This window comes from Trichocoleus sp. Lan (genome assembly GCF_039961855.1).
Lineage (GTDB): Bacteria > Cyanobacteriota > Cyanobacteriia > Cyanobacteriales > FACHB-T130 > FACHB-T130.
This window is the reverse complement of sequence record NZ_JAMPKA010000018.1, coordinates 92,023-108,251: the sequence shown is the minus strand read 5'-3', so window position 1 is coordinate 108,251 and position 16,229 is coordinate 92,023. Positions and strand designations below refer to the sequence as shown.

Sequence of the window (16,229 nt, the reverse complement as noted above, 5' to 3'; positions counted from 1 at the left end):
ATGAAACACACGACAAGCGAAATTAGAATTCAAGAGAAAACTTCAGCCTCACTTCCCAGTAATGCCCCAAAAATCAAAACCGAGAATTTAAGCCTTTCTTACGCGAATAAACCCGCATTTAAAGATGTCACTCTCTCTATTAAATCGGGTGAAATTACAGCCCTAATTGGCCCTTCCGGTTGTGGCAAAACAAGCTTTCTCACTTGTCTAAACCGCCTTACCGATTTAACCAACAACTGTCGGTTAACAGGGCGGATTCTGCTGGGGGAGCGAGATGTGCAAGAAATCGATGTGATTTCATTGCGCCGCCGAATAGGAATGCTATTTCAAAAACCCAATCCCTTCCCACTTTCCATTATCAGAAATCTTGAATTTCCGCTTAGAGAACATGGAGTGAGGAATCGAGAAAAAATCGATGAAATTGTCGAAGATGCCTTGCGCGATGTCGGCTTGTGGGATGAGGTGAAGGACAGGCTGAAATCTCCTGCCCTTTCCCTTTCTGGCGGACAACAACAACGGCTATGTCTCGCCAGAGCGATCGCCCTCAAACCCGATGTTCTCCTGATGGATGAGCCTTGCAGCGCCCTCGATCCCCTTTCTAGTGAAGTCGTAGAGGATTTAATCGTCAATCTGCGCGGCAAATATACAGTCCTGGTTGTCACTCACAATCTGGCACAGGCAAAACGGATTGCGGATGATGTGGCGCTGTTTTGGGTTCAGGATGGCGCTGGACAATTGATCGAATCCGGTTCGGTTGAGCAGATTTTTGAATCGCCCCAGCACCCGTTAACGACTGCCTACGTCACTGGCAGAAGGGGTTAGTGCAGCCATACTCATGAGAGAATCGCCCGTAACGCGGCAAATCCGCCAGTCGGGCAAAACGTCAGCACCCATGCGTTCGTAAAATGCGATCGCGGGTTCATTCCAATCTAAAACGCTCCACTCCAATCTCCCGCAGCCGCGAGATACAGCCAACTGAGCAAGGTGGGTGAGAATCGCCTTCCCGATCCCCTGACGCCGATATTCTGGGAGTACAAACAAGTCTTCTAGATAAATTCCCGGCTTAGTGAGAAAGGTGGAATAGTTATGAAAAAACAGGGCAAACCCCACGGCTTGCCCCGCATATTCTGCTAGAATTGCCTCTACATAAGGCTTAGAACCGAACAGATGCTCTTTCAGGGCGTCCGTATTGCCTGTGACAGCGTCAGAGAGTTTCTCATACTCCGCGAGTGCTTTAATTAGCTCAAATAGCACCGACGCATCTCCAGGCTCTGCTGGACGTAAAATCAATTCAGTAGTCATTCGTCATCAGTCAGCGATCGTTTGGTCAATCATAAAACGAATGACTAATTACCGATCGCCAACAACTTTTAGGTGAGCCATCCTTTCAAGCGTTTGGCAACCTGGGGACGCCGCAGTTTCCGCATCGCTTTACTTTGAATTTGACGCACTCGTTCGCGGGACAAATTAAATAAACAGCCCACTTCTTCTAAGGTGTAGGGTTCGCTGCTGGTTAAACCATACCGCAGCGAGATAACATCTTTTTCCCGATCGGTGAGAACGTCGCCCAACACTTCCCAAATTTCTTGGCGCATCATGGCTTCGCTCATCTGCTCTTCAGGAGATTGATTATCACCATCTTCGAGCAGATCCATCAGTTCCGTCTCTTCTCCCTTCCCGATGCGATGGTTGAGAGAAAGCGATCGCCTTCTAAGCTGCAACAACTGACGCAACTGCGAAGCCTCAATATCTAAAGATTGCGCCAGTTCCTCTTCTGTCGGATTGCGATGCAGTTCTTGCTTGAGTTCTCGCTGCGCTTTTTTGAGCTTATTTAACTTCTCGACAATGTGAATCGGCAATCGAATCGTGCGCGCATCGTTAGCGATTGTCCGCGTGATTGCTTGCCGAATCCACCAATAGGCATAGGTAGAAAACTTATAACCTTTGTCGGGATCAAACTTTTCTGTAGCGCGATTTAATCCCAGCGCCCCTTCCTGAATTAAATCGAGGAATTGAACACCTCGGTTCAAATATCGTTTAGCAATAGAAACAACTAATCTCAGGTTCGAGCGAATCATCTTCCGTTTCGCCACCCGTCCGCGATACAGTTGATGTTCCATCTGCCGTTCCGAAAGCCCATCTGCTGCTGCCAGTTCTGCTTTCGTGGGAGCGCGATCCAACTCTTTTTGTAATTTTTCTTGGAGCGCTTCTATCTTGACTAAATATTGGACGCGATGGGCTAACTCGACTTCTTCATCTGGTTTCAGAAGGGGATAGCGTGCCATCTCCTTAAAAAACGCTCCTACAGTATCATCGGAGACAGTTTTGCGGTATTCAGAGGGGCGACCACCGGCTAATTTATCAATTTCGTCTGAAATTTCATCTTCAACACTGACGATTTCTATTTCAGTGGTTTCTTCCATTTGCTGGTCGGTAATATCTACAAAATCCCGATCGGATGTAGATTCCACGTCGCTTCGGTTCAAGTCAGCAATATTCATAGCAAGGTCTGAGTCGGTATTGGATAAAGCGAGTTGATGGGAACGGATGCTCTCTTTGTACATATCCATGACGGACTGAAGACAGGCTCTACGAGCATAGACTCAAGGGTCAACTTTATTTTTACTGTCTGCATTCTTTGCTAATTTTGAGCTTCATTTATCCGCTCGTGGCAACACCAGATCGGGTACCCGCTTTGGAACACTCAAAATTTATTCAACCTTTCAATTTACAAATAGCTTTTTAAGGCTACCAGAAAATAGTTTTTTGATTGTTTCCCTGATTACATTTCTCGATTACAGAATCTAGAAGCGCTTTAGATTGGGTATGCGTCTTAAGAAAAAATCAGGAAACATGAAGGTGATGCCCTAGTCTATTAGAAGCTTGCCGTCAGATGTGATGCCGTAGATAAATTTCAATTAAATTAAACTTAAATCAATGCCAAGTCTGGGGTTTCTTTCCATTTTTTCTGGCTCCTAATTAAGGAAAGTTTAAAGTTTTTTAAATTTCCCATGCTATTCACACAGGATCTCATATACTTGTGAGCTTTCCTCTCTATCGATAGGGAGAAAGTAGGCATCCGCGCTCTGCACAATAGATAGAGGATAGCAAGTATACTCACATACAAGCATCCAAGCGAGACATTTGTATCCTAACTTCTATCCTCTTGGTTGCGACCTCGGATGTTGTTGAATTTCAAGTCTCTCAAGCGTCTACAGCCAGCTAAAATTAACAGGTCTACAGTAAGCGACAAGCATGGCGGTCTGGAAAGCTGGCTGTAGTATCCGGCTGCCAAGGGAGAGGGGGAATATGTCGTCAAATCCCAATGTCGGGCGTTCGGGCATTGTGCTGGAGAGTAGAGCATCCTACGACCAGTCTGATTCTGGACAGAATCGATGGATAGAAGTGCTGGTGGATTGTCCAGAAGCAGAAGCGCAGAAGCGGTTGTATACCTATCGGTTGCCTGCCCAGTTGCAAGTGCAGCCGGGGGATATTCTGAGCGTACCGTTTGGGGCGCAAGTTTTGGGAGCGATCGCGATTCGGATTTGCGATGCACCGCCGCCAGATTTGAACCCAGCCAAAATTCGGGATGTGGAGGATGTGGTCAGTGCTGGGTTTTTCCCGCCGACCTACTGGCAACTGCTGAACCAAGTCGCCCAATACTACTACACCCAGCTGATTCAGGTAATTCGAGTCGCGCTACCGCCGGGATTACTGGGGCGATCGCAGCGTCGCCTCCGCCTTGCCCAAGGAGAAGGAGAGGGGAGACAAGTCGGACAAGCGGGAAATGCTAATTACCTGAGTCCAACTGCCTGTAAGATTCTGGAACTTCTGCAAGCTCAACCCTCTGGAGACTACAGCTTCGTTTACCTCCAGCGTCAAGTTAGAGGAGCGTATCGAGCCATCCGGGAGTTACTGCGGGCGAAGTTAGTCGAAAGTTACCTGGAACCGCCCAGAACCCAGCGACCGAAGTTGCAGAAGGCTGTGACGCTGGTTGCTGATGTTTTTCCCCTCGACTTGACGCAGCGCCAACGGGAAATTTTGGAAGTGCTGCGGCGGCGCGGCGGCGATTTGTTGTTGACGGAGTTGCTGCAAATCTGCAACGCCAGTTCATCCACCATCAAGACGCTGGAGCAAAAAGGCTGCGTGGTTATTCAAGAACGGGAGATGTTGCGGACTTCCGCAGAACCGCTCTTGGCTGGGGATCAACCGAAAGCATTAACACCGGCTCAATCTGAGGCGCTAGAAGCGATCGCGTCTTTATCCGGTTTTGCGAAGGTGCTGTTGCACGGAGTCACGGGTTCCGGGAAGACAGAGGTGTATTTACAAGCGATCGCCCCCATCTTAGAACGGGGACAATCCGCCCTCGTCCTCGTCCCAGAAATTGGTCTTACCCCCCAACTCACCGACCGATTCCGCGCCCGTTTTGGCAACAAAGTCTGCGTCTATCACAGCGCCCTTTCCGATGGCGAACGCTACGACACTTGGCGGCAAATGCTGGCGGGTGCAGCTCAAGTCGTGATTGGCACCCGTTCAGCTATCTTTGCCCCACTGCCACGTCTGGGGCTAATCGTGTTGGATGAGGAACACGACTCTAGTTTCAAGCAAGACCAACCCGCACCCACCTATCACGCCCGCACCGTCGCGACTTGGCGGGCTGAGTTGGAAAACTGCCCCCTCGTCTTAGGTTCCGCCACCCCTTCCCTAGAAACCTGGCTAAACATTACGAGTCCGGAGTTAACCGATTCAACTCAAAACTCAGACGCGATGAATCGCGTCTCTCCAACTCAAAACGCGCTTACCCATTACCTCTCATTGCCTGAACGCATCCAATCTCGCCCGCTACCGCCGGTAGAAGTGGTGGATATGCGCCAAGAGTTGCAGCAAGGGAATCGCTCAATTTTTAGTCGGTCGCTTCAGGAAGGCTTGCAGCAGCTGCAAGATGAGGGGAAACAGGGAATTTTATTTATTCATCGGCGGGGACATAGCACCTTTGTTTCTTGTCGCAGCTGTGGGTATGTGATTGAGTGTCCTCACTGCGATGTTTCGCTGTCGTATCACCACGCCCATGAAGAAGCCGCTGAATTATTGAGGTGTCACTACTGTAATTTTGTGCGATCGCATCCTCAATCCTGCCCCGAATGCGGTTCTCCCTACCTGAAATTTTTTGGCAGCGGCACCCAGCGAGTCGCCCAAGAATTAGCGCAGCAGTTCCCTCAGTTGCGCTATATCCGGTTTGATAGCGACACCACCCGCACCAAAGGCGCTCATCGCACCCTGCTGACACGCTTTACCAACGGAGAAGCCGACTTATTAATTGGGACTCAAATGCTTACCAAAGGGCTGGATATATCCCAGGTGACACTGGTAGGAGTGGTTGCTGCGGATGGGTTGCTGCATCTCCCCGACTATCGGGCATCAGAAAGAGCATTTCAAACCCTAACTCAGGTTGCAGGTCGTGCCGGTCGCGGTGACGATTCCGGTCGAGTCATTATTCAAACTTACTCCCCAGAACACCCAGTCATTCAAGCAGTAAGGCGTCACCAGTATCAATCTTTCATCGAGACAGAGTTAGAACAACGAGAGGCACTAAATTATCCCCCCTACGGACGTCTCATTTTGTTGCGGCTAAGCAGCACCGATGCCGCAGAAGTTCAGGAAACTGCCGAAATGCTAGCTGCGGGGCTAGCTTCTAATACACCCCAGGGGGATAGCAGTTCAGATACCCATCCCACCACCCCGATGTATGAGGTGTTAGGGCCAGCACCAGCGAGTATCTTACGGGTGGCGAATCGATATCGATGGCAGATTATGCTCAAGTTTGCACCTGATTCGCTGCCAGAATTACCGGATTTCAACGAGTTGCGCCTTTTGTGCCCATCCTCAGTTAGCTTGACAATAGACGTTGACCCGCTGAATTTGATGTAAGACCCAAGCCAGAAAACCGGGTTCCGATCTCATACTAATTCATCGGGATTAACGCCCATTGCTCTTAATCGTTCTGCCAAGCGTTCAGCGCGTTCTTCTGCAAGCTGTGCGATTTCCGTACCGTCTAGCAGCAAGTTTCCCTGAGCATCCCACCAGCGCAACCAGGGAAATTCCATATTTGTGTATCGACCCTGCCAAATGCCCAACTCTACCCCTAAAGGCTCGATGGGATAGTGTCCGCGCTCGTTAGGCTGCATCATCTGATAGCGCCCGTTAATTAATTGGTACACTTCCACTCGTGCCAGATTGACTTCATAGATGCCATAAAAGGGAACGCGAATCGCCTGCTCGTAAACCCAAAACTTGCCAGTTATCGGCATTCTGTCTCGTTCTTGGGAACCATCCCCAGAGACAAACTCCAACACAATCAGCGGCGCAACGTATTCTTGCCACAAGACATAAGAACGTCGGTATTGACCGTTCAAAGTCGGCGGGACATTCGGCACATAAAACCAATTTGGTGTTTCTGCTCCTCTTTCAGGCGGTTTCGTTATCCGCCAATAGATCCCGCTATCCCGACCGATACAGTATTGTCCATCGGGATGAATTTGCTGCAAAACTGGTTCTATACAGTGGGTCAGCAAATCGCCTTGGGGCGGTTCTTGAAAGTTTTTCACAAATCTGCCGTCGGAGTCTGGTAAATGGGTATGGTCTGGGAGGGTGAAACCGACGGCAAATGGTGTCTCTGCTGAGGTCATGGAAACCTCCTACTATATATAAATGAATCTTGATTAATTATTCTTGTAGTAACAAATCTGCGGCTACTAATCTTTCTTGAATTGCCAAGATAGCGGCTTGAGTGCGATCGCGCACTTCCAATTTTTGTAAAATGGCATGGACGTGAACCCGAACTGTACCCAAGGCAATATGCAGCCGTTCGGCAATTTCTTGATTTGTCTTCCCAGCGGCAATCAATGCCAAAATTTCCTGCTCCCGACTGGTAAGCGGAGTTGCTAAAGGTTCAGCGGTTTTGGATGAAGTTGGTGGCGGTGTATCGTCAAATGCGGCGCGAATTTCTGCTGTACCCGTTTGATCCCACCATGAGGCACCTGCGGCGACTGAACGCAGTGCTAAAATTAACACCTCAGCTTCAATTCCTTTGAGACAATAGCCATGAGCGCCAGCCGCAATTAACCGTTCAATCAAAGGCTTTTGGGAATGAGAAGTTAAAACCAAAACGGGCATTTTTGGATGACGTTGTTTGATTTGGCGACACGCTTCAACGCCTCCTAACCCAGGTAGTCCCACATCAAGCAGCACTACATCTGGTAAATGGCAATTCGTCAATTCCACAGCGGTTTCGCCATCAACTGCTTCACCAACGACTTCTAACCCTGCCTGTTGCAACCGCATCCGCAGTCCCAGGCGAAACAGTTCATCATCTTCCACCAACAAAATCCGCAGTGAAGGTTTCATTTCAAAGGTCTTGGAGTTTTGGTCGGAAAACCGAAAAAAGGTAATTTATCATTTTTTATTTTCAATTTCCACTAAGTGGGGAGGCAATCGGAAGCCAAACATTGCCCCGCGTGGTTTCTGGTTTTCTCCCCAAATTGTACCGCCGTGCGCTTCAATAATCTGACGAGTCAAATATAAACCCAGTCCCGATCCTGTGGCAACGCGATCGCTATGTCCTTGATAAAATCGCTCAAATAGGTAGGGTAACTCTTCTTCGGTGATGCCCTGCCCATTATCGATAATTTTCACAATTTGATAATTAGCATGGTACTCCAGTATGACTTCTACCTTACCGCCACGCGGGGAATGATTAATGCCATTAGTGAGTAAATTTATGAAGACTCGCTGTAATTGCAAGGCATCTCCATTCACCCACAAAAAGCGGTAAAAATCGGTTGAACCATGACGGAGAGTAATATACACCCGACGCGAAGAAGCTAAATCTGTCAATGTAGCGATCGCTTCAGTAGCCAAGGTAACTAGATTTACGGGCGATCTCACCAGTTTTAGTCCTTTGGTATCGTTACGATATACATCCAGCAGCGTCTCCACCAGATGTAATGTCGAAGTGTGAGAACGAACCATCATCGCCAAAACTGTTTGTTGCTGAAGCGTACAATCACCGAAGTGTCCTAATTGGAAAGATTTAATCGTTTCAATCGCGCCTAGCAATGGAGTTTTGAGATCGTGTGTCAAAGTAGAGGCAAAATCTTCACGAATACTTGCCAGTTGTTGTTGCGATCGCAATTGCGCCTGTTGTCTCTGAATCGCCTCTTCATAATGCTGATTTCGACGCAGCAACCAGCAAGTTACCGCCAACGCCATCACTGCAATCAATCGGTTTGCCACTGTTGACGGTTGGATCGGTTCAAGAGCAGGAGAAAACAAATTTAAGATAGTTAGACTAGCAGCAGAAAGGGTGAGTATAAGCGTTGCAGGTTGGCTCAAGCGTGAATTCGTTAGTAAAATTGGTCCGATATAGAGGTAGCCAAATACATAGGATGGAGGTGTGGAAAACTCCAGTATAATCAAGACAGTAAATGCCCCTACAATTAGCAAATGCATAGTTGAGTGCTGATTTTTAGTCACAAGATTTGCTTTGATAGCTACCAAGGTGCGTAACCTCCTCATCAGATGTATTTTCCAACTGATGAATGGCACCACATGACATATACTATATCCTCACTTTAGCGATAAACCTGAATCTATACTTGCAGGTATAGAAGGTGTATTAATACATATATATCTAGGTTATATATCTAATCTAATTGTGGTATTTCCCTCCTACGTATTAGGATGATAGTCGGGCAAATTAAAGATTTATTTGTCTGATTTATCTGCGAAAAAATTGTATAGCTTCGATTAAATTAGGTTTAATTTATGTGGCAAGGCTTATTTCAAATTGTTATAAACTTACTGATTGTGGTGGCAATCAGTAAGTTTTTGGGTAGTTACATAGCTGGTGTATTTAAAGGAGAGAAAACCTTTCTTGACCCAATAATGGTACCAATAGAAAAAACTATCTATGCACTAGCGGGCGTGCGAAACAAAGAGAATCAGACGAGTTGGCAGTATGCCCGTGCCTTGCTTTACACCAACTTGGTCATGGGTGTATTAGTTTATCTAATTCTCATACTACAGCAATTCCTGCCCCTAAATCCTACCGGATTAAATGCCCCTAGTTGGGATTTAGCACTCCATACAACAATCTCATTTTTGACCAATACAGACCAGCAGCATTATTCTGGCGAAACTACCTTCAGCTATGCCAGTCAGATGTTAGCACTGGGTTATCTAATGTTTACCTCAGCCGCGACCGGATTAGCTGTGGCAATCGCCTTTATTCGCGGCTTAACTGGCAACTCGTTAGGTAACTTTTACGTTGATTTAATTCAATCCATTACCCGGATATTGCTACCTCTGTCCATCTTAGGAGCGCTATTGTTAATCATTCTAGGCGTTCCAGAAACCTTAGCTGGGCCGCAGACAGCTACGACGTTAGAAAATGGAATACAAATCATTGCCCGTGGTCCTGTAGCCCATTTTGAAAGTATCAAACAGTTAGGAGAAAATGGCGGCGGATTTTTTGCCATTAACTCCGCCCATCCATTTGAAAATCCAAATGGTTTCTCCAATCTGCTAGAAATAATTGCGATGGTTTGCATTCCAGCGTCGCTGATTATAACCTACGGCATCTTTGCTAATAACAAAAAACAGGGATGGCTGCTGTTTGGGATGGTATTTATTATCTTTACCATTCTGACTATCATTACCGCCATTGGCGAATATCAAGGAAATCCTCTAGTTAATAATCTCCTAGGAGGACAGCAACCTATTCCTAACTTAGAAGGCAAAGAAGTTAGATTTGGTTGGGCACAGACAGCACTTTGGGCAATTACGACAACAGGAACTATGTGCGGTGCTGTCAACGGGATGCACGATTCCCTAATGCCTCTCGGAGGTTTTTCCACCCTGTTTAATATGTTCCTTCAGATTGTATGGGGCGGTCAGGGAACTGGAACAGCTTACTTGTTCATCTACCTGATTTTGACCGTATTTCTGACCGGCTTGATGGTGGGAAGAACCCCAGAATTTTTGGGACGAAAAGTTGAGAAAAAAGAAATCGTTCTTGCCAGCGTCGTGCTACTCATCCATCCGATAGCAGTATTAATTCCCTCAGCGATCGCTCTCGCCTTTCCCAACACCCTCGCTGGAATCAGCAATCCCGGCTTTCACGGCATCTCCCAAGTCGTCTACGAGTACACTTCAGCCGCCGCCAACAACGGATCGGGCTTTGAAGGATTGGGCGACACTACCCTGTGGTGGAACTTGAGTACCTGTTTCAGCCTCTTACTCGGTCGCTATATCCCGATTATCGCCATGCTGCTGTTAGCTGACAGCATGGCTCACAAACAACCAGTACCCGAAACTACCGGAACCCTCCGCACCGATACGCTTCTATTTACCGCCGTCACCGCGGGAATCATCTTGATTTTAGGCGCGTTAACCTTCTTCCCAGTTTTAGCACTTGGTCCGATAGCCGAAGCCTTCCAAATTGCTAAAGGAGGATAAATAAACCTTACTTTCCTCCTCTGTGTGCGTTCTTTGCGGTTAGTTTCTCCCTGACTACTTATGACATCTGAAAATTCGACTTCGCCTCAACAGATTCGCCAACCACGCCAACCACGTTCTTCGCGCAAACATACCTCCAAGGTAAATACCAAAGGGCTTTATCAGAGAGCCTTCCGGGATGCTTTTGTCAAGCTCAACCCACGAATGATGCTGAAAAATCCAGTCATGTTTCTAGTGTGGGTTGGTACCATCATCACTGCACTGGTAACAATTGACCCAAATTTGTTTGGCACAGTACCGGGCGAAAACCAGCGGCTATTTAATGGTCTAATTACCGTAATTCTGCTATTTACCCTGCTATTTGCTAATTTTGCGGAAGCGGTGGCAGAAGGACGCGGTAAGGCACAAGCTGACTCGATGCGGGCAACAAAATCCGACACAACTGCTCGGAAATTATTGCCCGATGGCTCAATTGAGGAAGTCTCTTCAACTAATTTAAGGCAAGGCGATCGCATTAAAGTGATTGCTGGTGATATCATCCCCGCAGACGGGGAAGTAATTGCTGGTGTCGCCTCCGTCGATGAATCGGCAATTACTGGGGAATCTGCGCCAGTGTTGAAAGAACCAGGCTCAGATATGGCGAGTTCTGTTACAGGCGGCACGAAGATTATCTCCGATGAACTAACTCTGCGAGTAACATCAGACCCAGGTAAGGGGTTTTTAGACCGGATGATTGCTTTAGTGGAAGGCGCAGAACGTAGCAAAACACCCAACGAAATTGCCTTGACGGTATTGCTGGCAGTTCTGACTCAGGTGTTTCTGATTGTCGTAGCAACGCTGCCATCATACGGCAACTACGTAAATAACCCGATAGGCGTAGCTACGCTGATTGCTCTGTTAGTGGCGTTGATTCCGACCACGATTGGCGGCTTGCTGAGTGCGATTGGGATTGCCGGGATGGACAGAGTCGCCCAGTTTAACGTAGTAGCAACATCTGGACGAGCCGTAGAAGCCTGTGGCGATGTCAATACCCTGATTTTGGACAAAACGGGCACGATTACCCTAGGAAACCGTTTAGCCGAGGAATTCATCCCAGTTAACGGTCATTCGATGGATGAGATTGCGAAAGTTGCTCTGGCTGCCAGCGTATTTGATGAGACGCCAGAAGGCAAGTCAATTGTCAGACTCGCAGAGAAGTTAGGGTCAACAGTGGATTTTGACCGCAATGCAGCTGAGGCAATCGAATTTTCTGCTAAAACGCGCATGAGCGGTACGGATTTGCCCGATGGTTCTGAAGTCCGTAAGGGTGCAGTAGATGCGATCAAAGGATTTGTGCGTTCCCGTGGCGGTAATCTGGCACCAGACCTCGATGCAGCCTACGAAAAAGTTTCCCGACTCGGTGGCACACCTCTAGCAGTTTGTCAAGGAAGCGACATCTACGGCATCATTTACCTGAAAGATATCATCAAACCAGGTATACGCGATCGCTTTGACCAACTGCGGCGGATGGGCGTTCGCACCGTGATGTTAACTGGCGACAACCGAATCACCGCTTCCGTTATCGCCCAAGAAGCCGGAGTCGATGACTTCATCGCCGAAGCTACGCCAGAAGACAAAATCGCCGTCATTCAGCGCGAACAAGCTGCGGGTAAATTGGTTGCCATGACTGGCGATGGCACCAACGACGCCCCAGCCTTAGCTCAGGCTAATGTGGGCGTAGCGATGAACTCTGGCACTCAGGCGGCGAAAGAAGCGGCGAATATGGTGGATTTGGATTCTGACCCCACCAAGTTAATCGACTTAGTGACAATCGGCAAACAACTGTTAATTACTCGCGGGGCGCTGACCACTTTTTCCCTTTCTAATGATATTGCCAAATACTTCGCGATTATCCCGGCGATATTTGCTCCATCTGGAATTAATAGTCTCAATCTTATGGGATTAGCGAGTGCCAAATCGGCGGTTTTATCAGCTCTGATTTACAACGCTTTGATTATTCCCGCTTTGATTCCTTTGGCACTGACTGGAGTTAAATTCAGACCACTCACAGCTAATCAATTACTGCAACGAAATATCCTAATTTATGGGTTGGGTGGAGTAATTGCGCCGTTTATTGCAATTAAAGTGATTGATGTTTTGATTGCTGCTGTGGGTTTGGCTTAAAAACGAACTGCTCTAGGACACAAAGAGAAGGCGCGAACTCGGAAATTTATGAAGCGATTTAATTTGAGTGAAATATCGGTGGAAATGGTTCAGAGTATTGATTTGTTGAAGGCGCAATGGCGCAAGCAACCTTTGCTGCGGCAACTATTTATTCTGTTGTGCTTGAATCTGCTGATAACGCCAGCTGTGCAAGCCGCAACCGGAGGAACTCTTTCTTCAGGACAAACTTTCTGGTTGATGGCACTCGGTCTACTAACGATAACCTTGTCGATTTACCTGTTTGTGGTTATTTTCCAACCGGAACGCTTCTAAAAAACATTTTTGAGGTTTGAATTTTCAATAAAACTCAAAGCTCTGCAAGGGCAGGGTATCCCGGCTCCTACAAAACTCCCATTTTTTAGGTCTTTTATGCGAGAAACTATTAAAGCAATTCGAGTCGCCTTAGTTCTCTGGATACTAACAGCAATCATTTATCCCTTGTTCACGATAATAGTTGGGCAAGTTTTGTTTTCCTATCAGGCAAATGGCAGCATCATCGAAAATCAAGGACGAGTCTATGGCTCTGCCTTAATAGGTCAACCCTTCTCTTCTCCTCAATATTTCACAAGTCGTCCTAGCACGACGAACTACAGCAGCTTTACAGCCGCAGAACGCGATCCAAAGAATATAAGTCAAATCACTGGTGTATCTGGTGCCAGCAACCTTGCTCCTACCAATCCAGATTTACTCAAGCGAGTAGAAGCGACAACCCAACAATTGAAAGCGTCTGGTATCCAGCCCACAGCCGATATAGTTTACACCTCTGGCTCTAGCTTAGATCCTCATATCAGCGTAGAAACTGCCTATAACCAAGCCGCAAGGGTGGCGGCGGCTCGCTCTTTATCAGCAGATCGAGTTCAAGCATTAATTCCCAAATACACTGATGGTAGATTTTTGGGGATTTTCGGAGAACCTGGGGTGAATGTCCTCAAGTTGAATTTAGCGTTAGATAATTTACAATCTGCCAGTAATTTATAGTTCATCGTGAAAGGCAATGAACAATGAACAATTAACATCTAACAATTATGATTCCTAAAAGTGAGTTTTCAGGAGCGCTGAATTCTAACATTCGTCCCGCCCGACGAGGCAACCACAAAATATACATTGGCATGGCTCCCGGTGTCGGCAAAACTTACCGGATGCTGGAAGAAGCCCACCAACTTAAACAGGAAGGGATTGATGTTGTTATCGGGTTGCTGGAAACCCACGGGCGAAAGGAGACGGCTCAAAAAGCTCAGGGGCTGGAGATAATACCCCGTAAAACAATTATTAGAGGCGGGATGACTCTGACAGAAATGGATACAGATACCATTTTGGAGCGTCAGCCGCAGTTGGTGTTAGTAGATGAACTGGCGCATACAAATGTCCCCGGTTCCGTACGGGAAAAGCGCTACCAAGATGTTGAGGTAATTTTGGATGCGGGAATTGATGTCAATTCTACGGTAAATATCCAGCATCTAGAAAGTCTCAATGATTTGGTGGCGCGAATTACTGGCGTTGTGGTACGAGAACGCATTCCAGATCGGTTGTTGGATGAAGCAACGCAAGTAGTGGTGATTGACGTTACGCCGGAAACTTTGGAAGAAAGGCTAGTGGAGGGAAAAATCTACGCGCCGGATAAGATAGATCGGGCGCTACAAAATTTCTTTCAACGGCGTCATTTAGTAGCGTTGCGAGAGCTGGCACTACGCGAGGTGGCGGACAACGTTGAAGAGGACGCGATTACTTCTACACCCAGTGATGGATTTTGCTCAGTTCACGAACGGGTGCTGGTGTGTATTTCGACTTATCCAAATTCGGTACAACTGTTGCGACGCGGGGCGCGAATTGCTGATTATATGAGGGGTCGCCTGTATGCGGTGTTTGTGTCCCATCCGGAACGCTTTTTGACTAAGGAAGAAAGTTTATATATTGAAACTTGCGAGAAGCTAACTTTGGAATTTGGCGGGGAATTTTTAAGAGTAACTAATCTTGACGTACCGCAGGCGATTGCCTCTGTTGCTCAACAGTATCGGATTACTCAAGTGGTGCTTGGGCATTCTCAAAAATCTCGTTGGGAGTTATTCTGGAAGGGGTCTTTTGTCCAGAAGTTGATGCGCTATCTCAAAAATATCGATTTGCACATCATTGCAGCTGAACAAACCTCATCTAAGCAATAAATACAACTAATTAAGTTTTCAGGGTTAATTTTTAATTACTAAAATGATGCGCGTAATTGGTTTGATAAGCGGCACGTCGGTAGATGGTATTGACGCCGCTTTAGTAGAAATTTCTGGTAAAGACTTAGATATAAAAGTGACTCTGCTAGCAGGAGCCACCTATCCTTATCCAGATGCGCTCTCAAAGCAAATTCTAGAAGTTTGTGGCGGGTCATCCTTGTCAATGGAAGAATTTGCCCAATTAGATGATGCGATCGCTTCCACCTTCGCTCAAGCAGCCCAAAACATTCAAAATGGCAACCCCCCAGCCGAGTTAATTGGCTCTCACGGACAAACTGTTTTTCATCGCCCGCCCACAGAGCAGGGGAGACAGGGAAAAGAAGAGACTTCATCTTTTATCCTCAATCCTTCACTCAGTCCTCAGTCCTCAGTCCTCGACCCTTCACTCAGTCCTCAGTCATCCGTCCTCAGCACTCCTTTAGGTTACAGCCTGCAATTAGGTCGGGGTGCCTTGATTGCCCACCTGACGGGCATTCCCACAGTAAGTAATTTCCGGGCGGCGGATATTGCCGCCGGTGGACAAGGTGCGCCTATGGTGCCAGCAGTAGATGCTTATTTATTGAGCCACCCTGACAAGTACCGATGTGTCCAAAATATTGGCGGTATCGGGAATGTCACTTACCTACCGGCGCGTCGGGGCAGCTGGCTAGAAAATATTCGAGGCTGGGACACGGGGCCGGGGAATGCGCTTCTAGACCTGGCGGTGCAATATTTAACGAATGGAGCCAAAACCTACGATCAAGATGGAGCATGGGCCGCAGCAGGCACAATCTGCAACGATTTAGTAGAGCAATGGCTCCAGCAGGACTACTTCCAGCAGCAACCGCCCAAATCAACGGGTCGAGAGCTATTTAGCTACACCTATCTCCGGCAGTGTATCGCAGATGCCTCTGCTTATGAGCTGAGTAGCGCTGATCTGCTGGCAACGCTGACTGAACTCACTGCTGCGTCAATTGTTCATAGCTACCGCACTTTCCTGCCGCAGATGCCTGACGAGGTGTTATTGTGTGGCGGTGGCAGTCGCAATCTCTATTTAAAACAGCGCCTACAAGCGACTTTACAACCCGTGCCAGTGTTGACAACGGATGAGGCGGGTGTGAATGCTGATTTCAAAGAAGCGATCGCTTTCGCTGTTTTGGCATATTGGCGTCAGTTAGGCATCCCTGGCAATCTTCCCCAAGTTACCGGCGCAACTTCTGCCGTACTACTTGGAGAAGTTTATCTTCCTACAAAGCTCAAAACCTTGCGCTGAGAGCGTTTCTAGCCGATTCTTCATATTAATTTTAGAAATGA

The 16,229-nt window shown here is 47.4% G+C and carries 13 protein-coding genes; 8 read left to right on the top strand and 5 right to left on the bottom strand.

Annotated features, from left to right (window positions below; genetic code table 11):
- On the top strand, positions 1-822 hold the full coding sequence (locus NDA03_RS17120; RefSeq protein ID WP_348238671.1) for a phosphate ABC transporter ATP-binding protein: 822 nt from the start codon (positions 1-3) through the stop codon (positions 820-822).
- Here the strand turns inward: NDA03_RS17120 and NDA03_RS17115 are convergent.
- Together NDA03_RS17115 and NDA03_RS17110 are read right to left on the bottom strand one after the other, a co-directional pair.
- Positions 787-1,302: a GNAT family N-acetyltransferase gene (locus NDA03_RS17115; protein ID WP_348238670.1), complete on the bottom strand. Its 516-nt coding sequence runs from the start codon at positions 1,300-1,302 to the stop codon at positions 787-789. The genes NDA03_RS17120 and NDA03_RS17115 overlap by 36 nt on opposite strands.
- A gap of 68 nt (positions 1,303-1,370) precedes the next feature.
- Positions 1,371-2,501: an RNA polymerase sigma factor, RpoD/SigA family gene (locus tag NDA03_RS17110; RefSeq protein ID WP_190414486.1), complete on the bottom strand. Its 1,131-nt coding sequence runs from the start codon at positions 2,499-2,501 to the stop codon at positions 1,371-1,373.
- An 808-nt stretch (positions 2,502-3,309) separates the two neighbouring features.
- Between NDA03_RS17110 and priA the strand changes: the two genes are divergently transcribed.
- On the top strand, positions 3,310-5,928 hold the full coding sequence (gene priA, locus NDA03_RS17105) for a primosomal protein N' (RefSeq protein WP_348238669.1): 2,619 nt from the start codon (positions 3,310-3,312) through the stop codon (positions 5,926-5,928).
- Between the two features lie 29 nt (positions 5,929-5,957).
- Here the strand turns inward: priA and NDA03_RS17100 are convergent, their stop codons facing one another.
- From NDA03_RS17100 to NDA03_RS17090, 3 genes are read right to left on the bottom strand one after another with little or no spacing between them, the layout of a single operon-like run.
- Positions 5,958-6,686 carry a Uma2 family endonuclease gene (locus NDA03_RS17100; RefSeq protein WP_190414441.1) on the bottom strand — a complete coding sequence of 243 codons (729 nt, stop codon included), beginning with the start codon at positions 6,684-6,686 and terminating at the stop codon, positions 5,958-5,960.
- Positions 6,687-6,723: 37 nt separating this feature from the next.
- A complete protein-coding gene (locus NDA03_RS17095) occupies positions 6,724-7,404 on the bottom strand; it encodes a response regulator transcription factor (RefSeq protein WP_190414440.1) in 681 nt (226 codons plus the stop codon).
- 48 nt (positions 7,405-7,452) lie between these two features.
- On the bottom strand, positions 7,453-8,508 hold the full coding sequence (locus tag NDA03_RS17090) for a HAMP domain-containing sensor histidine kinase (RefSeq protein WP_199304903.1): 1,056 nt from the start codon (positions 8,506-8,508) through the stop codon (positions 7,453-7,455).
- A 315-nt stretch (positions 8,509-8,823) separates the two neighbouring features.
- Here NDA03_RS17090 and kdpA point away from each other — a divergent pair, with 315 nt between their 5' ends.
- From kdpA to NDA03_RS17060, 6 genes are all read left to right on the top strand, one after another.
- The gene (kdpA, locus tag NDA03_RS17085) at positions 8,824-10,515 is read left to right on the top strand and encodes a potassium-transporting ATPase subunit KdpA (protein WP_348238668.1); all 1,692 of its coding nucleotides are present in this window, start codon (positions 8,824-8,826) and stop codon (positions 10,513-10,515) included.
- A gap of 60 nt (positions 10,516-10,575) precedes the next feature.
- A complete protein-coding gene (gene kdpB, locus NDA03_RS17080; RefSeq protein WP_190414437.1) occupies positions 10,576-12,678 on the top strand; it encodes a potassium-transporting ATPase subunit KdpB in 2,103 nt (700 codons plus the stop codon).
- A gap of 48 nt (positions 12,679-12,726) precedes the next feature.
- Positions 12,727-12,990: a K(+)-transporting ATPase subunit F gene (kdpF, locus tag NDA03_RS17075; RefSeq protein ID WP_348238667.1), complete on the top strand. Its 264-nt coding sequence runs from the start codon at positions 12,727-12,729 to the stop codon at positions 12,988-12,990.
- Between the two features lie 96 nt (positions 12,991-13,086).
- Entirely contained in the window at positions 13,087-13,695 is a 609-nt protein-coding gene (kdpC, locus tag NDA03_RS17070; protein WP_190526248.1) for a K(+)-transporting ATPase subunit C, read from the top strand.
- Positions 13,696-13,742: 47 nt separating this feature from the next.
- Positions 13,743-14,876: a sensor histidine kinase KdpD gene (locus tag NDA03_RS17065; protein WP_190526250.1), complete on the top strand. Its 1,134-nt coding sequence runs from the start codon at positions 13,743-13,745 to the stop codon at positions 14,874-14,876.
- A 43-nt stretch (positions 14,877-14,919) separates the two neighbouring features.
- Positions 14,920-16,188, top strand: a complete 1,269-nt coding sequence (locus NDA03_RS17060; RefSeq protein WP_348238666.1) for an anhydro-N-acetylmuramic acid kinase — start codon at positions 14,920-14,922, stop codon at positions 16,186-16,188.
- The last annotated feature ends 41 nt before the right edge of the window (positions 16,189-16,229 follow it).